This window comes from Peptoniphilus sp. BV3AC2, from assembly GCF_000478945.1.
Lineage (GTDB): Bacteria > Bacillota > Clostridia > Tissierellales > Peptoniphilaceae > Peptoniphilus_B > Peptoniphilus_B duerdenii.
Genome location: NZ_AWXD01000020.1, coordinates 1 through 24939 on the forward strand (window position 1 = coordinate 1; position 24939 = coordinate 24939).

The window sequence follows — 24939 nt, forward strand, 5'->3', positions numbered from 1 at the left end:
TATTAAAATCGAACTCTTGTCAAGGACATTTTTCAAATTTTTTAAAATTTTTTGAAGTTTAAAGGGAAGATCAATGTCTTAGACAAGGTCGACTTTACTAGTATACAAACTTTGTATATTCTTGTCAACAACTTTTTTAAAAAATTTATAAATTTATTTCTTTTCTCTTCCTAGTCTTAGGTTAAAGCCTTGTAATTCTAGTATGTCTGCTACATTTCTCTTGACTTCTATTTCTGGTTTTAGCCTTGCTACTACTTGTTCACTAAAGGTGTCACTTCTCTTACCATTTTCTCTTAGGTCGTAGTAGTTTGTCATTTCTTCGTCGTATTCTTTTATCGCTTCTTTATATGATGGAAGTATTTTGTATTCATTTTCGAAGAATTTAAGTTCCATTGGCATTCTTGGTTTTAGTTGAGGTTCTTCTTTTGGATATCCAAATCCTATTCCTAGTACTGGGAATACCAATTTTGGAAGTTTTAAAGCTTCTACTAATTTACCCATGTTATTTAAAATTGAGCCGAAGTATACTGCTCCCATTCCCATTGATTCTATTGCTACTGTTAGGTTTTGTATTGCCAATGTTGCATCGGTAAATCCTTGAAAGAATTTATCCATGTCACCTGAGGTCTTTGGTTCAAATCCATTTTCTCTTGCAATTCTATCATTTCTTAATGTATCTACAACGAAGATCCAAAGCTCTGGTACATCTAGCAAATATTTTTGTGTGGAGATTTCGTAAATCTTTTCTCTTAAGTCTTTGTCTGTCACTCTTATAATAGAAGAGTTTTGCATGCCGGTGCTTGATGCTGTTCTATTTACTACTTCCAGAAGTGTGTCTAGCACTTCTTTTTCTACTGGTCTATTTTCAAATTTTCTTATGGTTCTGTGGCTAAGTTGTGTTTTTATGGTTTCGTTCATACTTACCTCTTTTCTTTCTAAGTTTTCTATTATCTTCTAATAAATAATAGATAGAATTATCGCTGTCAGTAGTCCGCATAGACATGTGGCTAGGGATGCCATCGCTCCTGCAACTTCCGAATGTTCCATCGCCTTATTGGTTCCAAAGACGTGACTTCCTGTTCCTAATGCTAGTCCCATGGCTTCGTCTGTTTCAATCTTTAGTCCTTTGTGGATGAGTTCCTTGGTCATTACTCCCGTTATTCCTGCTACTACTATGGATGCTATGGTCAGCGGAACTATTCCTCCTATCTGTAAGGATACTTCTGATCCGATGGCTGTGGTTGTTTGTTTTGGAAGTAGACTTAGAAATGTTTCTCTATTTAGTCCAAATAGCTTGGAAAGTCCATACACTGATCCTAGTCCGACGCAAGTTCCTACTATTATGGATATCAAAATTTCAAACTTATATTTTTTTAGTAGATCTCTCTTTCTATATAGTGGAAGTCCGAGCGCCACTGTTGCTGGTGCTATGAAGAATGTGAGGATTGATCCTCCTGCGTTGTACTGTTCGTATGGAATTTTTAAAATATGGTTTATTGCCATTATTAATATCGCAGAGATTAGAAGGGGATTGAGTAGTGGAAATTTCACATTTTTAAGAGATCTTGTCACTACAAAAAATATGCAGATGGTAATGGTAAATCCAAATATTTCTGTACTTATAAATTTCATTTCTTCCTCCTTATTAATGCATCTGCAACTTTCGCTGTCACTACATTTATTATGAAGGTTGAGATAATACAAGTTGCCACTATTCCTATAACTTCTGTTTTAATCTGCGGATATATTTCCTTCACCTTTACCATTCCAGGTATAAATGCTATTACCATGTTTGCTAAGAGAAATTCTGCCGCTTTTTCTATTTTCTTTTCTTTTATTATTTTACTTTGTAGTAGTAGGACTAAGAGAATTAACCCTATTACTGGCGCCGGAAGCGGAACTTTCAAAATTTTATTAAAAAAATCTCCCGCTAGAAGCACCGCCATTATTATTGCAAATCCTTCAATCATATACTATGCTCCTTTTATAATTGTAGTAGGCACTTAGAATTATTATTGCCATACCTGTAAGACTTATTAGGTCCGTCCTCTCATTGAATAAAAAGTATCCTATAAATATGGAAAATATTATTTGAGAGAAACTGTAGATGGCAATCTCTGTTGCCTTGCCCGATTTATATGCTAAAGTCAAGAAAAATTGTCCAAGCCCAGCAGATACTCCTATCATTAGAAGGTTTAATATTTCCGTTTCATTTGGAATTACAAAGTGTCCCACTAAGAACGGAATGCAAGCTAATGTAGAAAATATTCCGAAGTAGAGAATTATTACTTCTCCTCTTACCTTCTTGCCTACAGATGAAAGCATAACCATTGCAAGTCCCGCTGTCATCGCCCCAGTTAGTGCAACAAGGGACGGGATAGTCGATCCATCAAATTTGGGTTTTACTACCATTAGCATACCTAAAATGGAAAGGATGATTGCAATTATGGAATGTCTCTCCAACCTTTCTCTGAGAATTAATGCTGCAAATATCATTACAAAAAATGGGCTAAGTTTTCCTATTGCTGATGAGTCTGCTATGTTTAGATATTTTACAGCATAGAAGTTACTCACCATTCCTATAAATCCAAAGAGAGATCTATAAAATATTTCCTTCTTCCCATCTTTTACCTTCATCTCATGTATTCTTTTTTCTTTTACAATTAATAAAAACATCAAAATGGAAATTACAAAGTTTCTAAAGACTACCTGTTCAAAGGTGGGTAAATCTTTTGTATACCTTATAAATACCGCCATTAATGCAAAGAAGAATGAAGATGCTATCATATAGATAGGACCTAGATTCTTCGCTTTTTTTAAACTATTCAACTATACTCCTTAAAAATTCTACTACTGTGTCTATTTCTTCTTTTGTGTTAAATGTGGAAAGGCTAAATCTAACCATACCTTGATCTACTGTACCTGCCTTCTTGTGTACCAGTGGTGCACAGTGGCTGCCAGGTCTTGAGCAAAGTTCAAGCTGTTCAAATAAAACTCTTGAAACTTCTCCTGAAGGATTATCTCCTATGTTAAATGAAAGTGTAGGAAGATGATTTTCTCCAAATGATCCATAGACTTTTATGCCTCTTATGGTCTTCATGGATTCGTAGAGATAATCTTTTAGTTCTCTTAAAATTTTGTAGGTGTCCTTACTCATTACATAGTCGATGCCCGCTCCTAGTGCCGCGATGCCTCCACTATTTATGGTTCCATATTCAAACACGTCTGGAAATACGCTCGGAGTTTCTCTTTCGAAGGATCTAAATCCTGATCCTCCAGAAAATACTGGATGAAAATTAAAATCTCCAAGTTTTATGATTCCGCCTGTCCCTGTTGGACCGTAAAGACATTTGTGACCGGTGAAGCAGTAAATGGTATTTGTAAATTTAGATAGGTCTAGTTTCACCGCTCCAGCTCCTTGTGCTCCGTCAATGATTAAAATAAGTCCGTGTTTCTTCGTAAATTCATAGACTCTTTCTAAGTCTGTCACGTTTCCGATTACGTTAGATGCGTGGGTTATGACTACCGCCTTTGTATTTTCTTGTAGAAGTTCTTCTAACATTTCCAGTTTCAAATCGAAATTTTCATCCACATCCACAAATGAAAGTCCCATTCCTTCATCTTCCAATTGGTATAGAGGGCGGAGAACTGAGTTGTGTTCAAGAATTGTGGTTATAACATGGTCCTCTTTGGTTAGAAGAGATTTTAAAACAAGGTTTAAACTCGTGGTTATATTGTAGGTAAATGCAACGTCCATCGGACTAACGCTAAAAAGTTTAGCAACCTTTTGTCTAGTTCCATAGACTTTATCCATTGAGTATTCGCTAGCTGTATATGATCCACGGGATGGATTACCCATTTTATTGAAATCGTCAACTATTTCTTTTAAAACTGACTCAGGTTTTATAAGCGTAGTGGCGCCGTTATCAAAATAAATCATAATAACTCCTTTCCGAATTAAGTGTTAATAATTATATTTTAGCAGATTTCTGCATTAATAAAAACTTTAATAGAAAATTAAACTAAAGTTATCTCAAATATTTTAAATATAAAAATAGGAAGGCAAAGCCCTCCTATAATTACTTAATAACTTCAATTGTAGGCGGTTTAAAAGCACAACCCTTGTCTATTGAATAGGTAGCTTTGTAAATGCCATCGATTTTTAAATCATTCTTTTCTATGATTTCATTTATTTTTTCAAGATTTTCAAATGGACTCTTAAGCATTAGTCCACAGCCCGCTTTTATTGCGCCGAAAACTGGCACAAGTCTTGCATCGACATCATGGGACTGTACCTCCATCTTGCAAGCTTCTGCAAAGCTGGTGCTTTCAAAAGTATAAAGTACAAATTCCAAATTAAGGTTTCACCACCTTGTACTTGCCCATAAGTTCAACGATCTTGTACATATTTGTAATAGATCCAACTTGAACCTTTTCTTTTAGTCCGTAGTGTTCAAGGCAAAGTCCGCAGGAGAATATTTCTGTACCGCGAGATTCGATGAACTTAAGATCCTTTATAGAATTTTCCCACAAAGTAGGAATATGAACTCCGCCGTTGTAGAATACAATTACCTTAGGAGCCACTTCTTGTTCAGAAAGAGCGTAGATAAAACCTTCGAGAAGTTTCTTAGCGAAATCTTCGTCTCCGCCGCCCATCATTTCAGAAGAAATAACTACCATGTATTCGTCGCTGTAATGAGGACCATCTTCGTGTTTAATTTCAATAGATGGATCTTTTTTAAATACAACGGTGTAGCTTTCCTTTGAATGTTCTGTCATTTCAGTTTTGTAGCCCATTTCATGAGCCATCTTCGCAAGGTTTTCAGTAGCAATAAAATTGTCAACCTTAACTTCAAATTCTTCTGGACTTTCTTCAGAAATCAATTTCTTAGAAAGAATAACTGGTCTTGGACATGCAAGTCCCATAGCATCAATAGTTTTCATTATTTCACCTCTATAATATTTTTATCAGTAATAACTCCCACTCTCTTTAGGAAGACTCCCTTATCTCTAAATTCACGCATAACTTCTTGTGAATCAGCTGGATCAAGGGTAAACATAAGTCCTCCAGAAGTTTGAGGGTCGAAAAGAACTTCTTCATATCTGAAATCATCGAAATCGAATTTAACATCGTTCTTCAATGAATTTCTATTCCTTTGACCTCCCGCAGTAAATAGGAAGTCGCCAGCAGCCTTAAGTGCGCCGCTAATCATAGGCACTTGGTCCTTGTAGATAAGAGCTCCCTTGCCTTCAACCATTTCTTTTAAATGGCCCAAAAATCCAAAACCTGTCACATCAGTAACAGAAGTAGGATTGAATTTTCTTAAAATATCTGCCGCATATTTATTTAAAGTAACCATGGACTCCTTAGCTTCTTCGTAGCAAGATTTGTCCACTTCACCTTGAAGATATCCACCACAGATTAGAGAAACTCCAAGCTTCTTAGTGATGAAGATTTCGTCTCCAACCTTAGAGCCTGTGTTCTTCCAGATCTTGTCAGGATGAACGACACCGGTTACACTCATGCCGTACTTAATTCTCTTGTCGTGGATACTGTGACCACCGATTAGAGAACCTTCAGCCTCTTTAACCTTTCTAGCTCCTCCTTGTAGAATTTCTTGAAGAATAGAAGAATCTTCCTCTTCAGGAAAACATACGATGTTAAGAGCAGAGATAACTTCGCCGCCCATAGCATAGATGTCAGAAAGAGCATTGGCAGCTGCGATTTCGCCAAAAGTTGCAGGTTCTTCCACCATCGCAGGGAAAAAGTCTAAAGTATTTATGATGGCAATATCATCTGTAAGTTTTATGACAGCACCATCATCCTTGCCTTCGAAACCAACAATAATTTCCGGTCTCTTATATATATCTAAAGATTTTAAAATTTCGTCAAGGTTTTCAGCGCCGATCTTCGCGTTGCAACCTCCACATACTTCTAGTTTCAAAAAATCACATCCTTTTCTTTATTTTACCACAGAGAAAAATAAAAAGATTAAACTTTTAAAAAATTCTTAAATATTTTTTTAAAATTTTTTAACAGGAAGTATATTTGTAAATAATAGGAATATTTTGAGAAGTAAATGTTACTTAATTCTAAAAATTGAAATGTAGTTTTATATAATTATGACTGAAAAATCAAAAATTTCGATTGTAATTTGCATTTGTAAATTTGAAAAGAAATTTATATTATTGAAAATAATTTTCAAATTTATTTTCTTTGTGTTATAATTTATTTATAAGTGATAAAACTTATTAAAATTATTAAGAGGTGATAAAATGAATTTAATCGGATTTAAGGTTGAAGATTTTAAATCTCCAGTACTAGTAGGAAGCCACTTTGAAGAATTGACAGCCAAAGATTTAGAAGGCAAATGGTCAGTATTCTTCTTCTATCCAGGTGACTTCACATTCGTATGTCCAACAGAGTTAGAAGATCTTCAAAATAATTATAAGAATTTTAAAGCAGCAGGATGCGAAGTATACGCAGTGTCAACAGACTCTGAATTCGTACACAAAGCATGGAAAGATCATTCAGATAGAGTATCAAAAGTTGAATACCCAATGGTATCAGACAGAAACCTTGAACTTTCAAAAATGTTTGGAGTACTAATTCCAGAAGAAGGACAAGCACTAAGAGGAAGCTTCGTAATAAGCCCTGAAGGAGAAATCGTAGCATACGAAATCCATTCACCAGGAATCGGAAGATCTGCAAAAGAACTACTAAGAAAAGTAAAAGCATCACAATTCGTACACGATCACGGCGATCAAGTATGTCCAGCAAACTGGGAAGAAGGAGACGAAACCCTAAGCCCAGGAATCGATCTAGTAGGAAAACTTTAATAAAAAAATCATCGGTGTTTCGGCACCGATTTTTTATTTTTTGATGCTATATAGATAGCATGAGGTTTATATTTTTTATGCTATCCGGATAGCATTTATTAATTAATTTATTAATTAGTATTTTTTAAATAATTCATTTGCATAGACTAGGTCCTCGGAGGTTATACCCCTCGGCTACGCTCGGGGTGACTGCAGTTGGGAGGATACTCTCTGTAAAGGTTCCAAAGAAGCCGAATGAAATGAAGTCTGATTTGCAGAACTCGACTGCCTCTCAGGGTGACTGTAGTTGGGATTTTAATCTCCTGCATTTCCAAAGGAAGGCAGTCACCCTGAGCGGAGACGGCGGAGATCACGTAGCCGTCGCAGTCGAACGGGTATAGCCATGGTTAGGTTATGCATGGATGACTGGATCTATTAAGCCTTCGGCTGTGGAAGCAAAATGCTTCCGCTACGGATTCGAATAGTACTTTATGCTGTTACACGCCTTCGGCTGAGGGAAAAGAATTTAGTACATAAGTTAATGGAAGCTGGTAGCTTCCGCTACGAAGATAAATCATAATCTATGTTTTTATACGGCTGCGCCTAATTTTTATTTTCCATACACAAAATTAAAAGTTTCTCTACATATTTAACACCATTTAAATTCCAGTAAATATAATCTTTAAACTTTGATACAACCAACCTATACAACTTCTGTGATTTTCCATGAGGCGTTAAAAAATTTGGGTGTCTGAGCGTAGCGAGTTCCCAAATTTTAGCCGAAATGTGAAAATCACTTCCCTGATAATGCGAGGTGGGCAGAGGGAGCTCGAGGGGGATGGGAGGAAACTGCGAGTCTCGTGCGTAAAACCGTAGGTTTTATCGGCGAGACGTTAATTACGTTAAAGCCCTAGCCGAAATCTTTGATTTCGTAGCAGGTCTTATGCAAAGAGTTCCAAAGAAGCCGAGCATTGCGAAGGCTGATTTGCAGAACTCGACTGCCCCGCCCCCTCGTAAAAGAAAATTGGAAGGAGAAAGAATAGGGTTAGGTTACCCATAAGATATTTATTTATATTTATTTTTGATGCTATCCGGATAGCATGAGTTATAAAAATTATTAATTTCATTTGTGAGGACTAGGTTAAATACAGCTTATACCCGTTCGACTACAACGGCGTTGCCGTCTCCGCTCAGGGTGACTGTAGTTGGGAAGGTTATTGTAGCCTTCGGCTATGGAAGCAAAATGCTTCCGCAACAAAGATAAATCATAACTTATATTGTCATACGGCTGCGCCTGATTTTTATTTTTCTAAAATTTTGCAAATTAAAACGCATTTTACATAAATAAAAAGCTCAAAATGAGATTCCGTCTGGAAGAAACTCGTCAAAATTCAAGCCTAAGGAGACCGGCTATAAATCGCACTGTTTGAGCGAAGCGAGTTGCGATTTATAGGTCGACGTGGCTTAGAATTTTTGAGTTTCTGTAATCGGAATCGACTTTGAGCTTTTATTTTTGATGCTATCCGGATAGCATTTGATTTTATTTTTTTATGCTATCTGTATAGCATTTAAAAATAACAAAAACAAAAAGCAGTATTTCTACTGCTCTTTCAAAAACTTTTCTATATTCAAAAGCAATTTCCTATTGTCTTCTCTTCCTAAAATACAAAATCTAAAGTATTCTTCTCCAAGATTTTTAAAACTTGCGAGGTTTCTTACCACCTGCTTTTGTGGAATCAAATAGTCATAGAGTTCCGCTGCGGTTTTACCTCCTGTGAGTTTACACATTATGAAATTTCCTTTGGATTTATAAACTTTTAGTCCTTCTAAACCTTTTAGAAATTCCAATGCATACTCTCTTTCTTCTTCGACAAATTTATATACTTCCTCTTGATATTTATTATCAGAGAACATCTTCTCTCCAGCGATAGTTGCGACGATGTTTACTCCCCATATCAAACTATCCTTGAAGAAATATTCTTTGCATTTCTCGTCAGATGTGGTGGCGTATCCCAGTCTTATCCCCGGAGATGCGAAGAATTTGGACGTTGAACGAGCAACTAATACCTTGTCGTACTTCTTTGTAAGTTCTATTTGGGAATATACTTTCTTGTCCGCAAATTCCACATAGGTTTCGTCGACAAATACTTTGCACTTCGTCTGTTTTAAAATCTCTTCTACTTCTGAAACTGTAAGTATGGTTCCCGTTGGATTGTTTGGGTTTGCAAAGATAAATAGTTCCACATTATTTTCATTTATTTTATCTATCAAACTTTCTATTTTGATTTCAAAGTTATTTTCTTCTTCCAAATCGTAGTAGAAAATCTCTGAGCCTATCTTTCTAAGTTCATTTTCATATTCTGAGTAGCATGGACTTAAGAGTATCGCCCTCTTCGGATTTACATATCTTATATAGTTTGCAATTATTTCAGATGTTCCTGAGCCGATTAAGATATCTTCTTCGCAGGCACCGGTGTATTTTGCGATGGATGCTTTTAGACTTCTATATTCTGGGTCTGGATAGGTGGATAGGTCGTCAATCCTTCTTATTACTTCGTCTTTGGCAGATTTTGGCATGCCGAAGGGATTTATATTCGATGAAAAATCGACTATGTCCTCTTCTTTGAATCCATACTTCTTAGATATTTCAAATAAATTTACTCCATGAGAATCATGTTTCATATTATCATTCCTTTTATTTTGTAATATACTATTATTATAGTTAAAAAAAAGAAGTTAAACAATGGAGGCGCTATGAAAAATTTTTTAAACGATTATAATGACAAAGGTCATCCACAAGTATACGAATTTTTGGCAAAGCTAGATGAAGATAAGATGATCGGTTACGGTCAAGACGATTATTCCCTTTCTGTTCAAGAAAAGATCAAGAAAGAAATCGGTCGTGACGATGTGGTGGTTGAATTTCTTCCAGGAGGAACTATTGCAAATATCGTCGCTGCAACCCATACTCTTATGAGTTACGAAGCAATCGTCTGTGCAACTACCGGACATATTTCCATCCACGAAACCGGATCAATGGAAGCGACTGGTCACAAGGTTGTAACCATAGACACTCCAGACGGCAAGCTTACAGAAAATCTTCTTCGTGACAAGCTCGCCCTCTTCGGTGCGGAAAATGATGTAATTCCAAAGGTTGTATATATTTCTAACACCACAGAAGCTGGTACTGTTTACTCCATTGACGAAATCAAAGCTCTCTACGAAGTATGTCTTGAGTTTGGAACTTATCTATTTGTCGACGGAGCAAGACTTGCTGTTGCAATGGCAAGGGAAGGATTTACCCTTAAGGAACTTTCCGAAAGCTGCGACATCTTCACCATCGGCGGCACCAAAAACGGTGCAATGTTTGGCGAAGCTCTAGTAGTTGTAGAAGATGATCTAAAGGAAAGACTTAGAAACCATATGAAACAAAAGGGTTCCATCATGGCGAAGGGATTTATCCTATCAGCTCAATTCGACGCCCTATTTGAAAATGGTCTCTACTACGAACTCGGTAAAAATGCCTACGAAAAAGCGATGAAGCTAAAGGATGGACTTTTAAAATTGGGAGTGGTATTTGCATTTCCACCAGAATCCAACCAACTTTTCATAAGTTTAACCAAGGATCAAATAGAAAAAGTAGAAGAGTTTGCGTTAATCGGTCTTGAAAACTTAGGTACCGATGTCTACAACGTAAGACTTTGCACATCTTATAGAACCACCGACGAAGAAGTGGAAGGTTTCTTAGAAAAATTAAAGGAAATTCTATAATGAAATATTATGGAAAAGTGTTCAGGCCTCCTAGTGAGGCTCGTTCTTTAATTGTGCAAGCAACGGTTGGATGCAGCTACAATAAGTGTGACTTCTGCTCCATGTACAAGGACGATACCTTTCATCTTAGAGATTTGGAAGAGCTTAAGGTGGAAGTGAAAGAATACTTGGAAGAGAGACCATTTTACAAGAGAGTCTTCATCGCCGACGGAGATGCTCTATGCCTTTCAAACGATAAACTCATAGATCTCTGTGATTTTTTCGCAAAGAATATGGAAAATTTGGAGAGAATCACCGCCTATGCAACGGCGAAGGATATCTTAAGAAAATCCGATGTAGAGTTAAGAGAACTAAGGAAGCACGGCATCGAAATGGTCTATGTGGGATACGAAAGTGGCTCCGACGAAATCTTAAAAGATGTAAACAAGAACTCCACTGCAGAAGAATATATCTTGGCAACTAAGAAGGCAAAAGCCGCAGGGATAAAGGTATCTGCCACCATCATTGCAGGACTTGGCGGAATGGATAAGATGGAGTTAAACGCAGTTGAAACCGCAAAAGTTGTAACTGGAGCGAAGCCAGATTATATTTCCTACCTGACCTTGGACCTATTTCCAGACACACCCCTCTACGAAAGGTATAAATCCGGAGAATTTAAAAGACTAAGCCCACTGGATATTCTTCAAGAGATTAAAATATTTTTAAAACACGTGGATTCAGAAGGCACAGTCTTCAGATCAAACCACGCAAGTAACTATATCTCCCTCGCAGGAAATCTAAACGAAGATAAGAATCGAATGATCGAAGAGATCGATGAAGCACTGCGGGAAGAAAATTATAAGCCAGAATATTTAAGAGGATTTTAAAAGATAAATCGAAAAAACTCGGAACTTTCCGGGTTTTATTTTTCTAAAAATTTACAAATTCAAAAGCCATTCATTGTAAACAGTTGGTTTGTAGACGAGTTTACGTGAGATTTACAATTATTTTACATATTGCTAAATGTAATATTTTAAAATGAAAGTGGAATAAAATATTGGAGGTTAATATGGAAAGTCTAATAGAAGTAAATGGACTTGTTAAAAAATATAAGGAGTTAACTGCAGTAGATAATTTGGACTTAGAAGTGAAATCCGGAGAAATACTTGGCCTACTCGGTCCAAATGGAAGTGGCAAATCAACCACCATAAACTGCATCCTCTCACTATTAAAAAAGGACGCAGGCAGTGTGAAAATCTTCGGCAAGGAGATGTCTCCAGATGCCTATGATATCAAAAGAAGGATTGGAGTCGTATTTCAAGACGTGGCTGTCTATGACGAGCTAAGCGTCTATGAAAATATCGACTACTTCTGCGGTCTATACATAGAGGACAAGGAAGAAAGAAAAAAACTCGTCAGGAGGGCACTGGATCTAGTAAGTCTAAATGACTTTGTGAAGTTCAAACCGAAGAAGCTCTCTGGAGGTCTATTAAGAAGGCTAAACATCGCCTGTGGAATTGCCCACAGGCCAGAGATAATAATCTTAGATGAGCCAACCGTTGCGGTGGATCCTCAATCTCGAAACAATATACTTGAAGGGATAAAAAAATTAAACAAGGAAGGCTCCACCATCATCTACACATCACATTACATGGATGAGGTCGACTTTTTATGTAACGATATAGTCATAATTGATAAGGGCAAGGTCATCGCCAAAGGCACATCAGAAGAGTTAAAAAACAGTATAGAAATGAATGAAAAGATAAGCTTCACCTCTTCCAATCTAAGTGAAGAAGTAAAAGAGAAGGTTAAATCTCTAGAACATATTCTAAGCTTTGAACAGAGAGACGGCTCAGTTAAACTCACATTTTCCCATGGAGATGGATATCTTATGAAACTAATTAAACTTCTCGATGAAAATAATATCAAGTACAGCTCCCTTAACGTGGAAAAACCTAGCTTAAACGATGTGTTCTTGGAACTTACTGGCAAAGATTTGAGGGATTAGTATGTTTATTCATTCTTTAAAAAATACTTTTAAGGTGCTTATAAGGCAGAGACCCCTGCTATTTTGGTCACTGATCTTTCCTATCATCATGGGACTGTTTTTTAAACTTGCCTTTGGCAATATTACAGAAAATATGAAGTTTAAGACAGTGGATGTGGCAGTAAACACAAATCTAATGGAAGATGCAAACTTCAAAAGCTTTATGGATGAAATGGAAAAAGAAAAATACTTCAAGGTCAGAACCGCAAGCAGCGAAAATATCTTGGATGAAGATAAAGATGTAAAAGTCTATATCAAATCCACGGACAAAATCTATACAAAAAAATCTGGAATTTCAGAAACGATCGTTGAGACTATCATGAATGCATATTCTCAAAAATCTTCTATGATAAGTAAAGTGATGATGAAAAATCCAAGGACAGACATAAGTAAAATATTGGGAGTTGAAAACCATATAAAAGATGTGTCTAGGAAAAATATGGATCAAGTCAACACATTTTTCTACACCCTTCTAGGCATGACAACCATCTATGGCTATATGTGGGGGCTCTTCGTAAGTTTTCAGTACGAGGCAAACCTATCTACAAACGGCAAGAGAAACGCAGTCGCCCCTACCAAGAAGAGCGTCATGCTGTCCGCATCGATTCTGGTAAGTTGGATAATAAATTTTGCAATCACACTTATATTTGTAGCCTACTTAAAGTATGCCCTAGGAGTTGGGTTTGGAAACCGCTCTTTGGAAATCATAGAACTTGCAGCCCTCGGCTCACTTTGCGGAGTCTCATTCGGTATCTTAATCGGAGTTTCAAATAAGGCAAGCCTCGACACCAAAGTCGGAATGGGAATTGCAATCACCATGCTCATGTCATTCTTAGCAGGAATGATGATTTCAGATATGAAGATAATAATCGCTGAACATGCACCTATTGTAAATAAAATAAATCCAGTTGCAATTATAACAGATGCTGTCTACTCCCTATACTACTATGATTCCACTGCAAGGTTTGGTAATGACATGGTAAATCTCTTGGTGTTAACTGTAGTGTTTATGGGTGCATCACTGATATTTATGAGAGGCAAAGAATATGAAAGTCTTTAAAAATTATTTCAAAATAACCTGGGCGCATAAGACATCCATAATTTTATATACGATAATATTTATAGTTTTGATGAGCTTCTTTACCAAGACTACGAATGAATCCTCTTATAAATCTGTGGATGTAAACATATATTTGGAAGATAATGCAGACACACAGCTTTCTCGCGCACTCACTGCTTACCTGGATAAGAACACCACCATCGTGAAGATGAATAAAGACTTGGTAGAGGACAAACTCTTCTACAATTTTATAAGTGCTGCTATAGAAATTCCAAAAGACTTCGATTCCAATAGAGAAGTACTTTATAAATCAGCTCCAGACGATAGCTATGCTACAAATGTGGAAAATAAAATAAATATATATCTAAGCCAAGTTGGTGCATATGAAAAAGCAGGGTTCACAGAAGATGAAGCTATAAAAAATACCGATGACGACTTGGATAAAAAAGTAGAGGTCAATATAAAATCCGGCGGCGCAGGCGTTAAAAAGGACACAAGTCGCTACTATTTCAATTTTTTAAACTACGTGCTTCTTTCTCAAATCATACTTATAGTCTCAACCATAGTAAAAGTCTATAAAGCAAAACCTATCCTAATGAGAAATATTGTATCTCCACTTCCAAAAACTAGGATCAACCTTGAGATGATGTTTGGTCATATAGTGGTTGGACTTGCTGCATGGATTCTTTACATGGCACTCTTCGTCATTATGTATCGCTACGACTTCAGTAAAACTCACATAAACCTCATGATGCTAAACTCATTTGTCTTTACAATTTCAGTGGTGTCAATGGCGGTTATGATTGCAAGTGTAATTAAAGATTTCAATGCCATACAAGGTGTGATGAATGTGGTTGGTCTAGGATCATCCTTTCTATGTGGAGCATTTGTGCCACAAGAAATTTTAGGGAAGACTGCCCTCACCATAGGCAAAATATTCCCAAGCTACTACTTTATAAAAAATAATGAAATCCTTGCAGAAGATCCAAGCCTATCCACAATCATTCCAAATATGATGATAGTGCTAGGATTTGCAGCAGCGTTTATAATTGTGTCCGCATTTGCAAAACCAAAGGCAAATGACAATATAAATTAAAAATAACACCTTCATAAAAGAAAAAATTGATTATTAATATATTTATTATGCGTCCATTATAGCGGGCGCATTTTTTTATAGACTGACAAAATTTAAAAAAGCAATAAAAAAGACAAGAAATATTTTTTTTCTTGCCTTATTCTAACTTCTATCTATCCTTGGTAGGTGCATATCAAATGTGATTGCCATAAGTCTTACCATAAACACAACCATAAACGCAAGCATCTTCGCCAAGTTTAAGTTAACTACTCCTATTAAACTTATATAGACCATCGCCCCCAAGAAACTTGCAACCGCGTAGATTTGCTCTCTAAATATCGCAGGGATTTCGCTTGCGAACACATCTCTTAGTGCTCCTCCACCTACTCCTGTCAAAACTCCTACGAATAGAAGCAGGAATTTATATTCAAAGCCCATGTTTAATGCGGTGGTGATTCCAGTTACGGTAAATGCACCGAGTCCTAGCGCGTCAAATAGCATCATCACAAGAGTGATCCTTCTCATCCACTTGGATTCGATGATATCAAACCTTATATAAAAAATCATAAAGAGAAGTACTGAGGACACTATTGCATAGATTGCCATGCGGGAATCGCGAAACATGACTGGAGGAGTGTTGCCGAGGATCAAATCTCTTACGAGTCCTCCTCCCAGTGCAGTTACCACTCCTAGTGCCATTACTCCGAAGAGGTCCATGCCCCTTTTGATTCCAACCATGGCTCCTGAAAATGCAAATGAAATAGTCCCAAGTATTTCAAAGATCATATCCAGTACGTTGTAATCTAATTTCATTTTTTCTCTCTATTTATTTTTAAAAAAATCTTTTAAATCTAGTACTGTATCTACGATGTAGTCTGCACCATAGTGTTCAAGTTCGTCTCTCTTTCCATATCCGTAGAGAACTCCTACCGATTTAACACCTGCGCCTTTAGCTCCTACGATATCTGAGAATCTATCACCAACCATGTAGATCTCTTCGTCTTCATCGCAATCTATTTGAGATAGCGCATCTCTTATTATTAGTTCTTTGTTGTGCTCTCCAGCCACCGCTCCGGCGATGTATTTAAAATACTTTGAGTATCCTAGTCTATCTAAGATATCCCTCGCCCTTTCCTGTGGTTTTGATGTGGCGACCAAGAGTTTGTGGTCTTTTATTTCTTTAAACACATCTTCTATATTTTCGTATGCAACTAGTTCATACTGACCTTTTCTGTCGTAATACTTTCTAAAATCTTCTATTACCTCTATAATTTCTTCGTCATCATTAAACACAGCCTTTAAGCTGTCGCTAAGTGGCGGACCGATAAACTGATTGTAGTCCAAGGAGTCTGCGTCCTTTACTCCGTATTTTTTAAAAGTTTCCTTGAGACCGGAGCTAATTCCAAGGTACGAGTCTATAATCGTTCCGTCTAAATCAAATAATACTACCATTTTCCTCCTATAAATTCTTCGTGAAATTTTCTAATATATCGATATAAGTTTTAAACATCAGCTCTGCCATGGAGACTTGATAATCAAAGATAATCTTTGCCAAATTCTTTTCTTCCGTCTTTGGAAGCATAGGTCTTTCAACCTTTTGTGGAAGTTTAGATGTCATGCTTATTGCAATATCTGTCACTTCCTCTTCTGGAGGATGAACTTCTATTATAAGTTCTGCCATATTTTCCTGCGGTTTTATAATCTTCTTCTTCGAACGAGGCTTTCTCTCCTCTTCTTTTAAAACCAGGTAGGAATATTGTTTTGGCACCACAGCTCCAGTGACCTTGGTAAGACCTAGAGATTTTTCGTAAAAACCTTCTGCATTTATCTTTCTAAAGATATGTCCGCCGAGGCTTTTCTTAACTTCCATTGGCATAGAAATATTTTCTAAATTTTTAAAATCAAATAGAATATCAAATCCGCCGTCAAACTTAGCATCTTCTCTAGCTATTCCTATGGCAAGGCTACCTTCTGCAACAAGGTACAGAAGATCGCCTTTTTTAATTTTATTTAGTCCATTTAAAAAGTTCTTTATATATTTTGAATTTACAAACTCTTGTGAAACTATTTCACTATATTCTTTGAAATTTTTATAATCTCTACTTAATTTAAAATTAAATGCAATTTTTCTTTCTTTTAAATAGCGGTTAAAATCATCTCTATCCACAATAAGTCTATAAACATCCATTATTTTCTATGCTCCTTCAAAAGTCTGTCCTTGATATCCCATAGATCTTGTGAAAGGTCGACGATGTATTCGTGAGGATTTTCAAGTCTCTTCACTTCGTCCCAAAGGCTAGCTAGTTCTTTCTGAGCGTAGTCTTTTATTTCTTCCAAAGTTGGCATATCGTAAACAAGTTTTCCTTTTTCAAATACTTTTACCATTAGATTCTTGGCTACAAAATTTGTAAATTTCTTTCTCTTCCAAGTGTAGATTGGATGGAAGATTTCAAGTTCGTCAAGCTCATCTAGCTTTTCTGAATTTAAACAAACTACGTCAGCTTCAGCCTTCATAGTGCTCTTGTCGTAGATTCTATATAGGGATTTGAAACCTGGAGTGGTGATCTTCGCAACATTTTCAGAAATCTTAATAGTTGGCACGATCTCTCCATTTTCTTCATAGGCAACGAGTTTGTAAACTCCGCCGAATACCGGGCTTGATTTAGAAGTGATAAGTCTTTCTCCGACGCCAAATGAATCGAGTTTCGCCCCTTGGGTCAAGATAGATTCGATGGTCCATTCATCAAGAGAGTTAGATGCCATTATAATCGCATCTGAAAAACCAGCCTCATCAAGCATAACCCTAGCTTTTTTAGAGAGATATGCAATATCTCCAGAGTCGATTCTGATTCCCTTTGGTCTGATTCCCTTTGGTACAAGTTCTTCGTTCCAAACTCTAATAGCATTTGGAATACCTTCCTTCAAAGTGTCGTAGGTATCTACGAGTAGAAGACAATTGTTTGGATATACCTGTGCATAAGTTTTAAAAGCTTCGTATTCAGATCCGAAAAGTTGTACCCAGGAATGAGCCATAGTACCTAGAGCAGGCACTCCGTATAATTTTTCTGCAAGAGTGTTTGCGGTTCCAGCACAACCTCCAATATAGGAAGCCCTCGCACCGAGGTTTGCACCAGTGTAGCCTTGGGCACGTCTGGATCCAAATTCCACAACAGGTCTACCCTTAGCAGCAGTTACGATTCTGTTTGCCTTTGTAGCCACCATTGATTGGTGGTTTATGGTTAAAAGAATCATAGTTTCAAGCATTTGAGCCTGCATAATCGGACCTTTAACTATTATAATAGGTTCTTGAGGAAATACAACGGTACCTTCCCTAAGCGCCCAAACATCACATTCAAATTTAAAATTTCTCAAATATTCTAAAAAATCTTCGTGGAAGATTTTCTTTGTACGCAAGAAATCTATATCTTCATCAGAAAAATGAAGATTTTCTATATAGTCTATGACCTGTTCAAGACCTGCGATAATTGAGTAGGATGCATTGTCTGGCACAGTTCTGTAAAACATGTCAAAATATACAATTTTTTCTCCCATGCCCGCTTCGAAATATCCATTTGCCATAGCAAATTCGTAGAAGTCGCAAAGGAGGGTTAAGTTTTCTTCCTTTAAATTTCTCATAATTTCCCCCTATTAGTTAATATAATTATACTCCATAAGGCGCAGTATTTCTAATAAATATAGAAATTTACAAAAATACAACTGTTTCACAAAAATAAATTTAAACTTAACAAAAAGTTTTGCAATTTTTAATAATAGCTGAAATAATAGAAACGGAGGTATCTATGAAAAATATACTAATAACAGGAGGCTCACGAGGAATCGGAGCAGCCATTGCAAAGGCTCTTTCAATTAAAGATTACAGAGTCATAATAAATTACAATAAAAGTAAAGACGAAGCGCAAGAAGTTTTAAATTACATAAAGGAAAGAACCGTCGGCTACATGGTGAAGGCGGATATTTCAAAACCAGAAGAAGTAGACGCCATGTTTTCAGAAATAGAATGTATGGTAGGCCCTGTTGATATACTTATAAATAACGCAGGCATCGCCATGTATGGACTTTTCCAAGATGCGAGCGTAGAAGAGATAGAAAATCTATTTAAAATAAATGTTGGAGGACTTATAAATGTTACAAGAAGAGCCCTTCCAGGTATGATTTCAATGAAGTCAGGAAAAATTTTAAATTTAAGCTCCATCTGGGGCATAGTCGGCGCATCAAACGAAAGCCACTACGCAGCAACCAAGGCGGCAATCATCTCATACACCAAGAGTTTAGCAAACGAACTATCATATAGCGGGATAAGTGTAAACTGCATCGCTCCCGGTGCGATTTTAACACAAATGTGCCAAGATCTCGGCGCGTGTACATTGGAAGAAGTCCGCCATGAAATACCATTTGGAAGACTTGGAACAGTAGAAGAAGTGGCAAACCTAGTTAAATTTCTCGTAAGCGATGAAAATAGTTACATGACAGGACAGGTAATCTCCCAAAACGGCGGGATGATTGTGTATTAAGTTTGTATTATTGAATAATGTTTTTAAATCTCCATATACAAGTATGGGGATTTTTGTTTTTTGGTATAGAAAATAATTTTAGGACATAATAACTCTACATCTATAGCCATTCCAACTGCAGTCACCCTGAGCGAACGAAGTGAGTCGAACGGGTATAATCCTGGTGAAGTCTATTCTTGCACTTGGTCATCCTGAGAGGCAAACCTCACCAATATTCATATAATCATTCAGATTTATATAATTAGAGCCTTCGCCTATGGAAGCAAGATGCTTCCGCTACGGGATAAATATTAATAATGGTTTTCCTACGGCTTACGCCTAATTATATTTATCCTTTTTCAAAATTAAAAGCATATCTACAGATTTAACACCATTTAAATTCCAGTAAATATAATCTTTAAACTTTGCTACTACCAATCTATGCAACTTCTGTGATTTTCCATGAGGCGTTAAAAAATTTGGGTGTCTGAGCGTAGCGAGTTCCCAAATTTTAGCCGAAATGTGAAAATCACTTCCCTGATAATGCGAGGTGGGCAGAGGGAGCTCAAGGGAGATGGGAGGAAACTGCGAGTCTCGTCCGTAAAACCGGAGGTTTTATCGGCGAGACGTTAATTTCCTCCCGCTCCCTCGTAAAAGAAAAGTTGAAGAAGAAAGAATAGGTTTAGGCTATGTATTGGATATTTATTTAAATTTATTATAATTTTTGAAATTATTTTATTTGCAAATACTTAACCCTCGGAGGTTATACCCATTCGACTCACTTCGTTCGCTCAGGGTGACTGTAGTTGGGAAGTTAGTCTCGTGAATAGTCCCAAAGGAAGACAGTCACCCTGAGCGGAGACGGTGGAGTTTTAACGGAACCGTCGTAGTCGAATGGGTATAGCCATTGTGGGGTTATGTATCGATGACTGTAGTTTGGAATTTTTATAAAAAATTAATTGCATAGAATAGGTTAAATATAGGTCAGATCCTTCGAAGCCCTAGCCGAAATCTTCGATAAAAAAATCAGATGCCTAAACATCTGATTATATTTTTATATTTTTTCTATTATTATATCGCTTCCATCTTTAAATTCTATTCTCCAGGATGGGATGGCTCTTCCTCTTAGTGCTTTTGTGATATCATCTAGATATCCCTGTTCTTCTGGGTCGAAGTAGTAGCACGGCTCTATCTTAACTATGGTTTTTTTATTTAAATTCTGTTTGTCCAGTAGTGTTAGTAGAGCTTTTGATGCTGAGCCTGTGCTTAGTTTCTTGCCAGATTGTTCCAGCACGTTTAGCCATAGTCTATCCATCTTCTGGATTCCATTTCTGTTTAGGGTAAAGTTGGTGTAGGATGTTTCCAAAAGCTTTTGGTCATAGGATTTTCTGTACTCTATGTCGTAGGTTCCGTCGTCGTTTTTTTCGGATCTTACGAGGATTAGGTCGTCGCTTTTAAATTCATGCTTCAATAGAAAATCCTTGGTTGCATCTATGGCATTCTCTATGTTTTGTACATTGTATCCATTCGGTTTTTGATCTTCGTAGATGATCCTTCTTCTGTTTATAAGGATTAGGGTCTTGTCCCTTCCCCTTATGATTCCATTTTCTCCTTGTGGATCTTCAACTTCTGCTGTTCCGCCAAAGAAAACTTTGTTTAAATCTTCGATTTCGCTGGTTTCAAATTCAACGCTCAATGTATTCATGTTGTAGTTTTGTTTTGGTACTTTCGCTTCTACTTCTATGTTTTTCTTTTTTAGAAGCTCCACAGTCTTTTCGATAAATGGCTTCTGGTTCGTCTCATCCATGTAGGCCACCTCTTTTTTATAGATAAATCCAAAGAGAATGATGTTTGTGATTATAAGAGATATTATGATGATTTTTTTTGCTAATTTTAAATCCATCAGATCACTCCTTTTACCACATTTTTATCCAGGTCGATGTAGTAATTCTTGTCATTGTAGTAGATTTTCATGCCTAGGATGAGTTCTTCTTCGTCTTCATCATCCATATAGACTAGACTTACTCCCTTTATATTTTCCACCACCTGTTGCACTGTTTCTGCTTCAAACTTATCTAAATTTTCTCCAATTATATATTCGAAATGTCTTAGACGATGTGGATATTTTACTAAATCTTCGTCAGAGTCTGCTCTTCTGTATCTTTCCTTGTAGCTTCTCACCATATTCTCTTCGTTTTCGATTTCGATGTATGGATTGCTATCTTTAAGCGGCACTACCTGGATGCCATCTTCTCTCTTTTCAAATAGTATCTTGGTCTTATTTTTTTCATCGTACATGGTTCTTAGATAATGACCTTCTGTACGACCGGTCTTGTCAACTATGAAGTTTAAACTGTTTATAAGCTTTTGAGATTTTTCTATTTCTTCTTGTTTTCTTGAGTTTAAGTCTTCGAATCCAAGGTGACCATCGTTTAATATTTTAAAGATTAGCGATTCATAGACGTAGATATCTTTTTCTTCGTCTCTGATTTCTTTTATAAAGTCTATATCTTTTGAGATAAATCTCTGCGCTAGCATTATTCTATCCTGTGCTGACAGATCTAGAACTCTGTTTGTGTATTTAAATTTTCTTGCATAGATGTAGTCTCCAACCGGTATAAATATATTTTTCGGCACATGGTATAGTTCGTAGATGGTCTTCGCTTCTATTAGATCCTTCGTTTCTTTTGATTTAAGAATATTTGAAACTACTACCTCTGATGGATTTTTGAGTTTAAAATGTTTCTCTCCTCCTGAGAGGACGATTGCTCTATCGGAAAGATATATTTCATTTACCTTTATATTTAGTCCTTCCGTCTTTTCTGAAAGTCCCATTGCTTTTACAAAGTCTTGGTCCTCAATGTAGACTGCCATGGTTAGAACTATGGAGTCTTCTTCTTGTAATTTTAAATATTCTTCGGCGCCTATCTCTTCGTAGTTTTCAAGTGTTGTAGTCGTGAATATTTTTGAAATATCAGGCAGAAGTTTCTTAAATATATCGTCTGTTTTGTATTCGAGGTAGTGTTTCTTGTCCTTGTTATATACTACAACTCTTGGACTTAGCACCTTGCGAACGAGATCTTCTGATTTAAATTCTTCTTTTACTTGAACCTTTTCTGATTTGTCGTCATATTCACTCCAAAGGTAGTAGGTCTGAAAGATTGCAGCTGCCGCAAGAACCACTATGAGTAAATTTCCTAAGAATCTTTTCATGCTACACCTGGGAATCTAAGTGTCATCTTGGTTCCCACTCCTATTTCTGATTCGATGCTGATTCTACCACCCATGGATTCCAATATTTCTTTTGCAATGGATAGACCTAGTCCTGTGCCACCCATTTCACGAGATCTCGATTTTTCAACTCTGTAGAATCTTTCAAAAATCTTGTTTAAATCTTCCCTTTGGATACCAATTCCATTGTCTTCAACGATTATTTCGACGCTTGCTCCTTCTGATTTAGCGGTGACTTTAATCTCGCCGCCCTTTCTTGTGTATTTAAGAGCGTTTGAAAATATATTTCTAAATACTTGATCCGCCCCATGTCTATCCACATACATGGAATTTATATCCATAGGTACGTCCAAGGTGACCTTGTGATGCTTTTCTTTTATGAGCATGTCTAGAGAATTTATATTTGTAGACAAAAAGTCGTAGGTGTCCACCGCTTCATAGTTCCACTTGGTTTCTTTGTAATCCATGTTTGATAGTTGTAAGAGATCTGTAACAAGCCTTGCCATCCTATTGTTTTCTCTGTCGATTACTCGAAGGAAATTACGAATAGAATCCAAGTCCATATCCACATCCAGCATGGTTTCTGTGTAAGATCCGATGGTTGTGATTGGAGTTTTAAGCTCGTGGCTGACATTTGCTACAAATTCTCTTCTCATGACATCGAGCCTGTGTTCTTCGTTGATATCTTGAAGCACAACGATTACTCCCAACACCCTGCCTTCGCTTTTGTATGGGGCATACTTAACTTTGTAAAAGACGTCCTTGATCTGCGCATTTACCTCCCCAGATAGTGTGCTCACATCTTTAAAGTCTATGTCCTTTATATTTACCATGGAAAAATCTACCACCGATCCAACGTGATTTTTGGAAAGGGAAAGAATCTTCCTAGCTATTGGATTTGCATGGACGAGCCTTCTATTTCTGTCGATTGCTACCACGCCTTCTGCCATATAGTCAAATATTGTGTTAAGTTTACTTCTTTCAAGTTCCAATCTGTCGAATGTATTTCCCAAATCCCTATTAAGTCCGTTAAACATTTTGGAAAGTTTGCCAATTTCGTCGTTTCCCTTTACTTCTATCTCTTGGTCGAAGTTTCCTTCACTCATCTTCTTCGCAGATGCGGTCAGTTCTTTAATCGGATTGGTTACAGAACTTGCCATGAAGTATGCCATTACAGATGTAATTGCAAGGGCAACAGCCACCGCAGAGATAAAGATGGATCTTGCGTATCCAAGGACTGAATAGACTGAAGATAGGTTCGCCACCATGTAAAGAGATCCTAGCACTTCGGAATTTTTCCCGATTATAGGAGTTGCATAGTGTAATGTGTTGGATGAACGATTCACGTCTTCTACTAATAGATCCTTCTTCTCACCTTGGAACGATCCAAGAAGTAGAGATGGATCTAAAAGCGGATAGTTAAGTGCGTTCACACGGTCTAGCTCCTTTGTATCCACCGCCGATGATGTGGCGATGATCTTTGGCGAATCTCCTCCTGTCACTACAAAGGCGCTTACATAGGATGGAAATGACCACACATCCATCAGTTTGTCTATTTCTTTTTTATCTATCGTATCTTTTGAAAATATATCTGACCCTGCCCCGATGAATGAATCGCTGGATTTTATCATCTCGTCCTTTATATTGTCAATCTGTTCAAATTCCAACCTGTTTAATATAAATGTACCGACTATTGAAAGTACGATTAAAACTAGGACGAAGTAGAGTCCAATCAATCGAAATTTTATACTTTTAAACATTATCCACCAAAATAATATCCGACACCACGGACGGTTACTATGTAGCGATAGTCTTTGTCCTTGTCTTCGATCTTTTCACGAAGCCTTCTCACAGTCACGTCTACGGTACGAATGTCTCCGAAATATTCATATCCCCACACAGATGATAGAAGTTCTTCCCTTGAAAAAACTTTGCCTTCATTCTGTGCCAAGAATTTTAAAAGTTCAAACTCACGAAGGGTAAGTTCTATGGTCTTTCCACGCTTCTTCACCATGTAGCGTTTTAAATCTATTTCAAGGTCGCCCCTCTCCATAGTTTCTTCTACTTCCACAGATTTCACTTCAACTTCTCTTCTTCTTAAGTTTGCCTTGACCCTTGCGATAAGCTCTCTCATAGAGAAAGGTTTCACTACATAGTCGTCCGCTCCCAGTTCAAGACCTAGGACTCTATCCACTTCGTCATCTTTTGCGGTGAGCATGATGACAGGAATGTAGGAGAATTTTCTAAGCTCTCTTAGAGTTTCAAATCCATCTAGTTTAGGCATCATCACATCTAGTATTAAAAGGTCGTATTCATTATCTTTTAATATTTCTAGACATTCTTCTCCGTTTGAGCAGGTGTCTGCCTCGTATCCTTCTCTTTTTAAATTAAATTTTATGATGTCCGCTATTGCAGTTTCATCGTCGCATACTAATACTCTGTTCAC

Annotated in this window: 24 protein-coding genes; 7 read left to right on the top strand and 17 right to left on the bottom strand. The window is 36.9% G+C overall.

From position 1 onward, the window contains the following. Positions 1-153: 153 nt before the first annotated feature. The 8 genes from HMPREF1252_RS04600 to selD all read right to left on the bottom strand — a co-directional run bounded on the left by HMPREF1252_RS04600 (position 154) and on the right by selD (position 5945). Positions 154-918 (bottom strand): NADPH-dependent oxidoreductase, encoded by a 765-nt coding sequence (locus HMPREF1252_RS04600; protein ID WP_023059606.1) that lies wholly within the window; start codon positions 916-918, stop codon positions 154-156. Between the two features lie 36 nt (positions 919-954). Then, positions 955-1632, bottom strand: coding sequence for an LrgB family protein (locus tag HMPREF1252_RS04605; protein WP_023059577.1), 678 nt, complete (start codon positions 1630-1632; stop codon positions 955-957). Then, positions 1629-1970: a CidA/LrgA family protein gene (locus HMPREF1252_RS04610; protein WP_023059617.1), complete on the bottom strand. Its 342-nt coding sequence runs from the start codon at positions 1968-1970 to the stop codon at positions 1629-1631. Before HMPREF1252_RS04610 ends, HMPREF1252_RS04605 begins: the two co-directional genes overlap by 4 nt. After that, the gene (locus HMPREF1252_RS04615) at positions 1963-2829 is read right to left on the bottom strand and encodes a DMT family transporter (protein ID WP_023059594.1); all 867 of its coding nucleotides are present in this window, start codon (positions 2827-2829) and stop codon (positions 1963-1965) included. Before HMPREF1252_RS04615 ends, HMPREF1252_RS04610 begins: the two co-directional genes overlap by 8 nt. Beyond that, a complete protein-coding gene (locus HMPREF1252_RS04620; RefSeq protein ID WP_023059578.1) occupies positions 2822-3940 on the bottom strand; it encodes an aminotransferase class V-fold PLP-dependent enzyme in 1119 nt (372 codons plus the stop codon). Before HMPREF1252_RS04620 ends, HMPREF1252_RS04615 begins: the two co-directional genes overlap by 8 nt. Before the next feature lie 139 nt (positions 3941-4079). Next, positions 4080-4355, bottom strand: a complete 276-nt coding sequence (locus HMPREF1252_RS04625) for a DUF3343 domain-containing protein (protein WP_023059571.1) — start codon at positions 4353-4355, stop codon at positions 4080-4082. Between the two features lies 1 nt (position 4356). Continuing rightward, positions 4357-4944 (bottom strand): sulfurtransferase-like selenium metabolism protein YedF, encoded by a 588-nt coding sequence (gene yedF, locus HMPREF1252_RS04630; RefSeq protein ID WP_008901102.1) that lies wholly within the window; start codon positions 4942-4944, stop codon positions 4357-4359. Beyond that, entirely contained in the window at positions 4944-5945 is a 1002-nt protein-coding gene (selD, locus tag HMPREF1252_RS04635) for a selenide, water dikinase SelD (RefSeq protein WP_008901103.1), read from the bottom strand. Before selD ends, yedF begins: the two co-directional genes overlap by 1 nt. A gap of 331 nt (positions 5946-6276) precedes the next feature. On the opposite strand from selD, the gene HMPREF1252_RS04640 reads away from it, so the two are divergent. Next, on the top strand, positions 6277-6840 hold the full coding sequence (locus tag HMPREF1252_RS04640) for a redoxin domain-containing protein (RefSeq protein ID WP_023059579.1): 564 nt from the start codon (positions 6277-6279) through the stop codon (positions 6838-6840). A 1578-nt stretch (positions 6841-8418) separates the two neighbouring features. On the opposite strand, the gene HMPREF1252_RS04650 is transcribed toward HMPREF1252_RS04640, so the two are convergent. Then, positions 8419-9501 (bottom strand): histidinol-phosphate transaminase, encoded by a 1083-nt coding sequence (locus tag HMPREF1252_RS04650; RefSeq protein ID WP_023059591.1) that lies wholly within the window; start codon positions 9499-9501, stop codon positions 8419-8421. A 72-nt stretch (positions 9502-9573) separates the two neighbouring features. Here HMPREF1252_RS04650 and HMPREF1252_RS04655 point away from each other — a divergent pair, with 72 nt between their 5' ends. The 5 genes from HMPREF1252_RS04655 (at position 9574) to HMPREF1252_RS04675 (ending at position 14772) form a co-directional block, all read left to right on the top strand. Next, positions 9574-10590, top strand: a complete 1017-nt coding sequence (locus HMPREF1252_RS04655; protein WP_008901106.1) for a low specificity L-threonine aldolase — start codon at positions 9574-9576, stop codon at positions 10588-10590. Further along, positions 10590-11456, top strand: a complete 867-nt coding sequence (locus HMPREF1252_RS04660) for a radical SAM protein (RefSeq protein ID WP_023059569.1) — start codon at positions 10590-10592, stop codon at positions 11454-11456. The genes HMPREF1252_RS04655 and HMPREF1252_RS04660 overlap by 1 nt, the downstream gene beginning before the upstream one ends. Positions 11457-11638: 182 nt before the next feature. Continuing rightward, the gene (locus tag HMPREF1252_RS04665) at positions 11639-12577 is read left to right on the top strand and encodes an ABC transporter ATP-binding protein (protein WP_023059600.1); all 939 of its coding nucleotides are present in this window, start codon (positions 11639-11641) and stop codon (positions 12575-12577) included. Between the two features lies 1 nt (position 12578). After that, positions 12579-13676: an ABC transporter permease gene (locus HMPREF1252_RS04670; RefSeq protein WP_023059601.1), complete on the top strand. Its 1098-nt coding sequence runs from the start codon at positions 12579-12581 to the stop codon at positions 13674-13676. Next, positions 13663-14772 carry an ABC transporter permease gene (locus HMPREF1252_RS04675; RefSeq protein ID WP_023059616.1) on the top strand — a complete coding sequence of 370 codons (1110 nt, stop codon included), beginning with the start codon at positions 13663-13665 and terminating at the stop codon, positions 14770-14772. Before HMPREF1252_RS04670 ends, HMPREF1252_RS04675 begins: the two co-directional genes overlap by 14 nt. A gap of 141 nt (positions 14773-14913) precedes the next feature. Here HMPREF1252_RS04675 and HMPREF1252_RS04680 read toward each other — a convergent pair whose 3' ends face one another. Genes HMPREF1252_RS04680 through HMPREF1252_RS04695 form a run of 4 tightly spaced genes read right to left on the bottom strand, consistent with a single transcriptional unit; the run spans position 14914 to position 18387 of the window. Then, positions 14914-15564: a trimeric intracellular cation channel family protein gene (locus tag HMPREF1252_RS04680; protein WP_008901111.1), complete on the bottom strand. Its 651-nt coding sequence runs from the start codon at positions 15562-15564 to the stop codon at positions 14914-14916. A gap of 9 nt (positions 15565-15573) precedes the next feature. Further along, the gene (locus HMPREF1252_RS04685) at positions 15574-16203 is read right to left on the bottom strand and encodes an HAD-IA family hydrolase (RefSeq protein WP_023059566.1); all 630 of its coding nucleotides are present in this window, start codon (positions 16201-16203) and stop codon (positions 15574-15576) included. Positions 16204-16210: 7 nt separating this feature from the next. Next, positions 16211-16939, bottom strand: coding sequence for a hypothetical protein (locus HMPREF1252_RS04690; RefSeq protein WP_023059613.1), 729 nt, complete (start codon positions 16937-16939; stop codon positions 16211-16213). After that, on the bottom strand, positions 16939-18387 hold the full coding sequence (locus HMPREF1252_RS04695) for a nicotinate phosphoribosyltransferase (RefSeq protein ID WP_023059597.1): 1449 nt from the start codon (positions 18385-18387) through the stop codon (positions 16939-16941). The genes HMPREF1252_RS04690 and HMPREF1252_RS04695 overlap by 1 nt, the downstream gene beginning before the upstream one ends. 164 nt (positions 18388-18551) lie before the next feature. Between HMPREF1252_RS04695 and ymfI the strand changes: the two genes are divergently transcribed. Continuing rightward, the gene (gene ymfI / locus HMPREF1252_RS04700) at positions 18552-19283 is read left to right on the top strand and encodes an elongation factor P 5-aminopentanone reductase (protein WP_023059590.1); all 732 of its coding nucleotides are present in this window, start codon (positions 18552-18554) and stop codon (positions 19281-19283) included. 1033 nt (positions 19284-20316) lie between these two features. Here ymfI and yycI read toward each other — a convergent pair. From yycI to HMPREF1252_RS04720, 4 genes are read right to left on the bottom strand one after another with little or no spacing between them, the layout of a single operon-like run. After that, on the bottom strand, positions 20317-21165 hold the full coding sequence (yycI, locus tag HMPREF1252_RS04705) for a two-component system regulatory protein YycI (RefSeq protein WP_023059581.1): 849 nt from the start codon (positions 21163-21165) through the stop codon (positions 20317-20319). After that, entirely contained in the window at positions 21165-22475 is a 1311-nt protein-coding gene (locus tag HMPREF1252_RS04710; RefSeq protein ID WP_023059573.1) for a hypothetical protein, read from the bottom strand. Before HMPREF1252_RS04710 ends, yycI begins: the two co-directional genes overlap by 1 nt. After that, positions 22472-24253 (bottom strand): ATP-binding protein, encoded by a 1782-nt coding sequence (locus tag HMPREF1252_RS04715; RefSeq protein ID WP_023059575.1) that lies wholly within the window; start codon positions 24251-24253, stop codon positions 22472-22474. The genes HMPREF1252_RS04710 and HMPREF1252_RS04715 overlap by 4 nt, the downstream gene beginning before the upstream one ends. After that, entirely contained in the window at positions 24253-24939 is a 687-nt protein-coding gene (locus HMPREF1252_RS04720; RefSeq protein WP_023059607.1) for a response regulator, read from the bottom strand. The genes HMPREF1252_RS04715 and HMPREF1252_RS04720 overlap by 1 nt, the downstream gene beginning before the upstream one ends.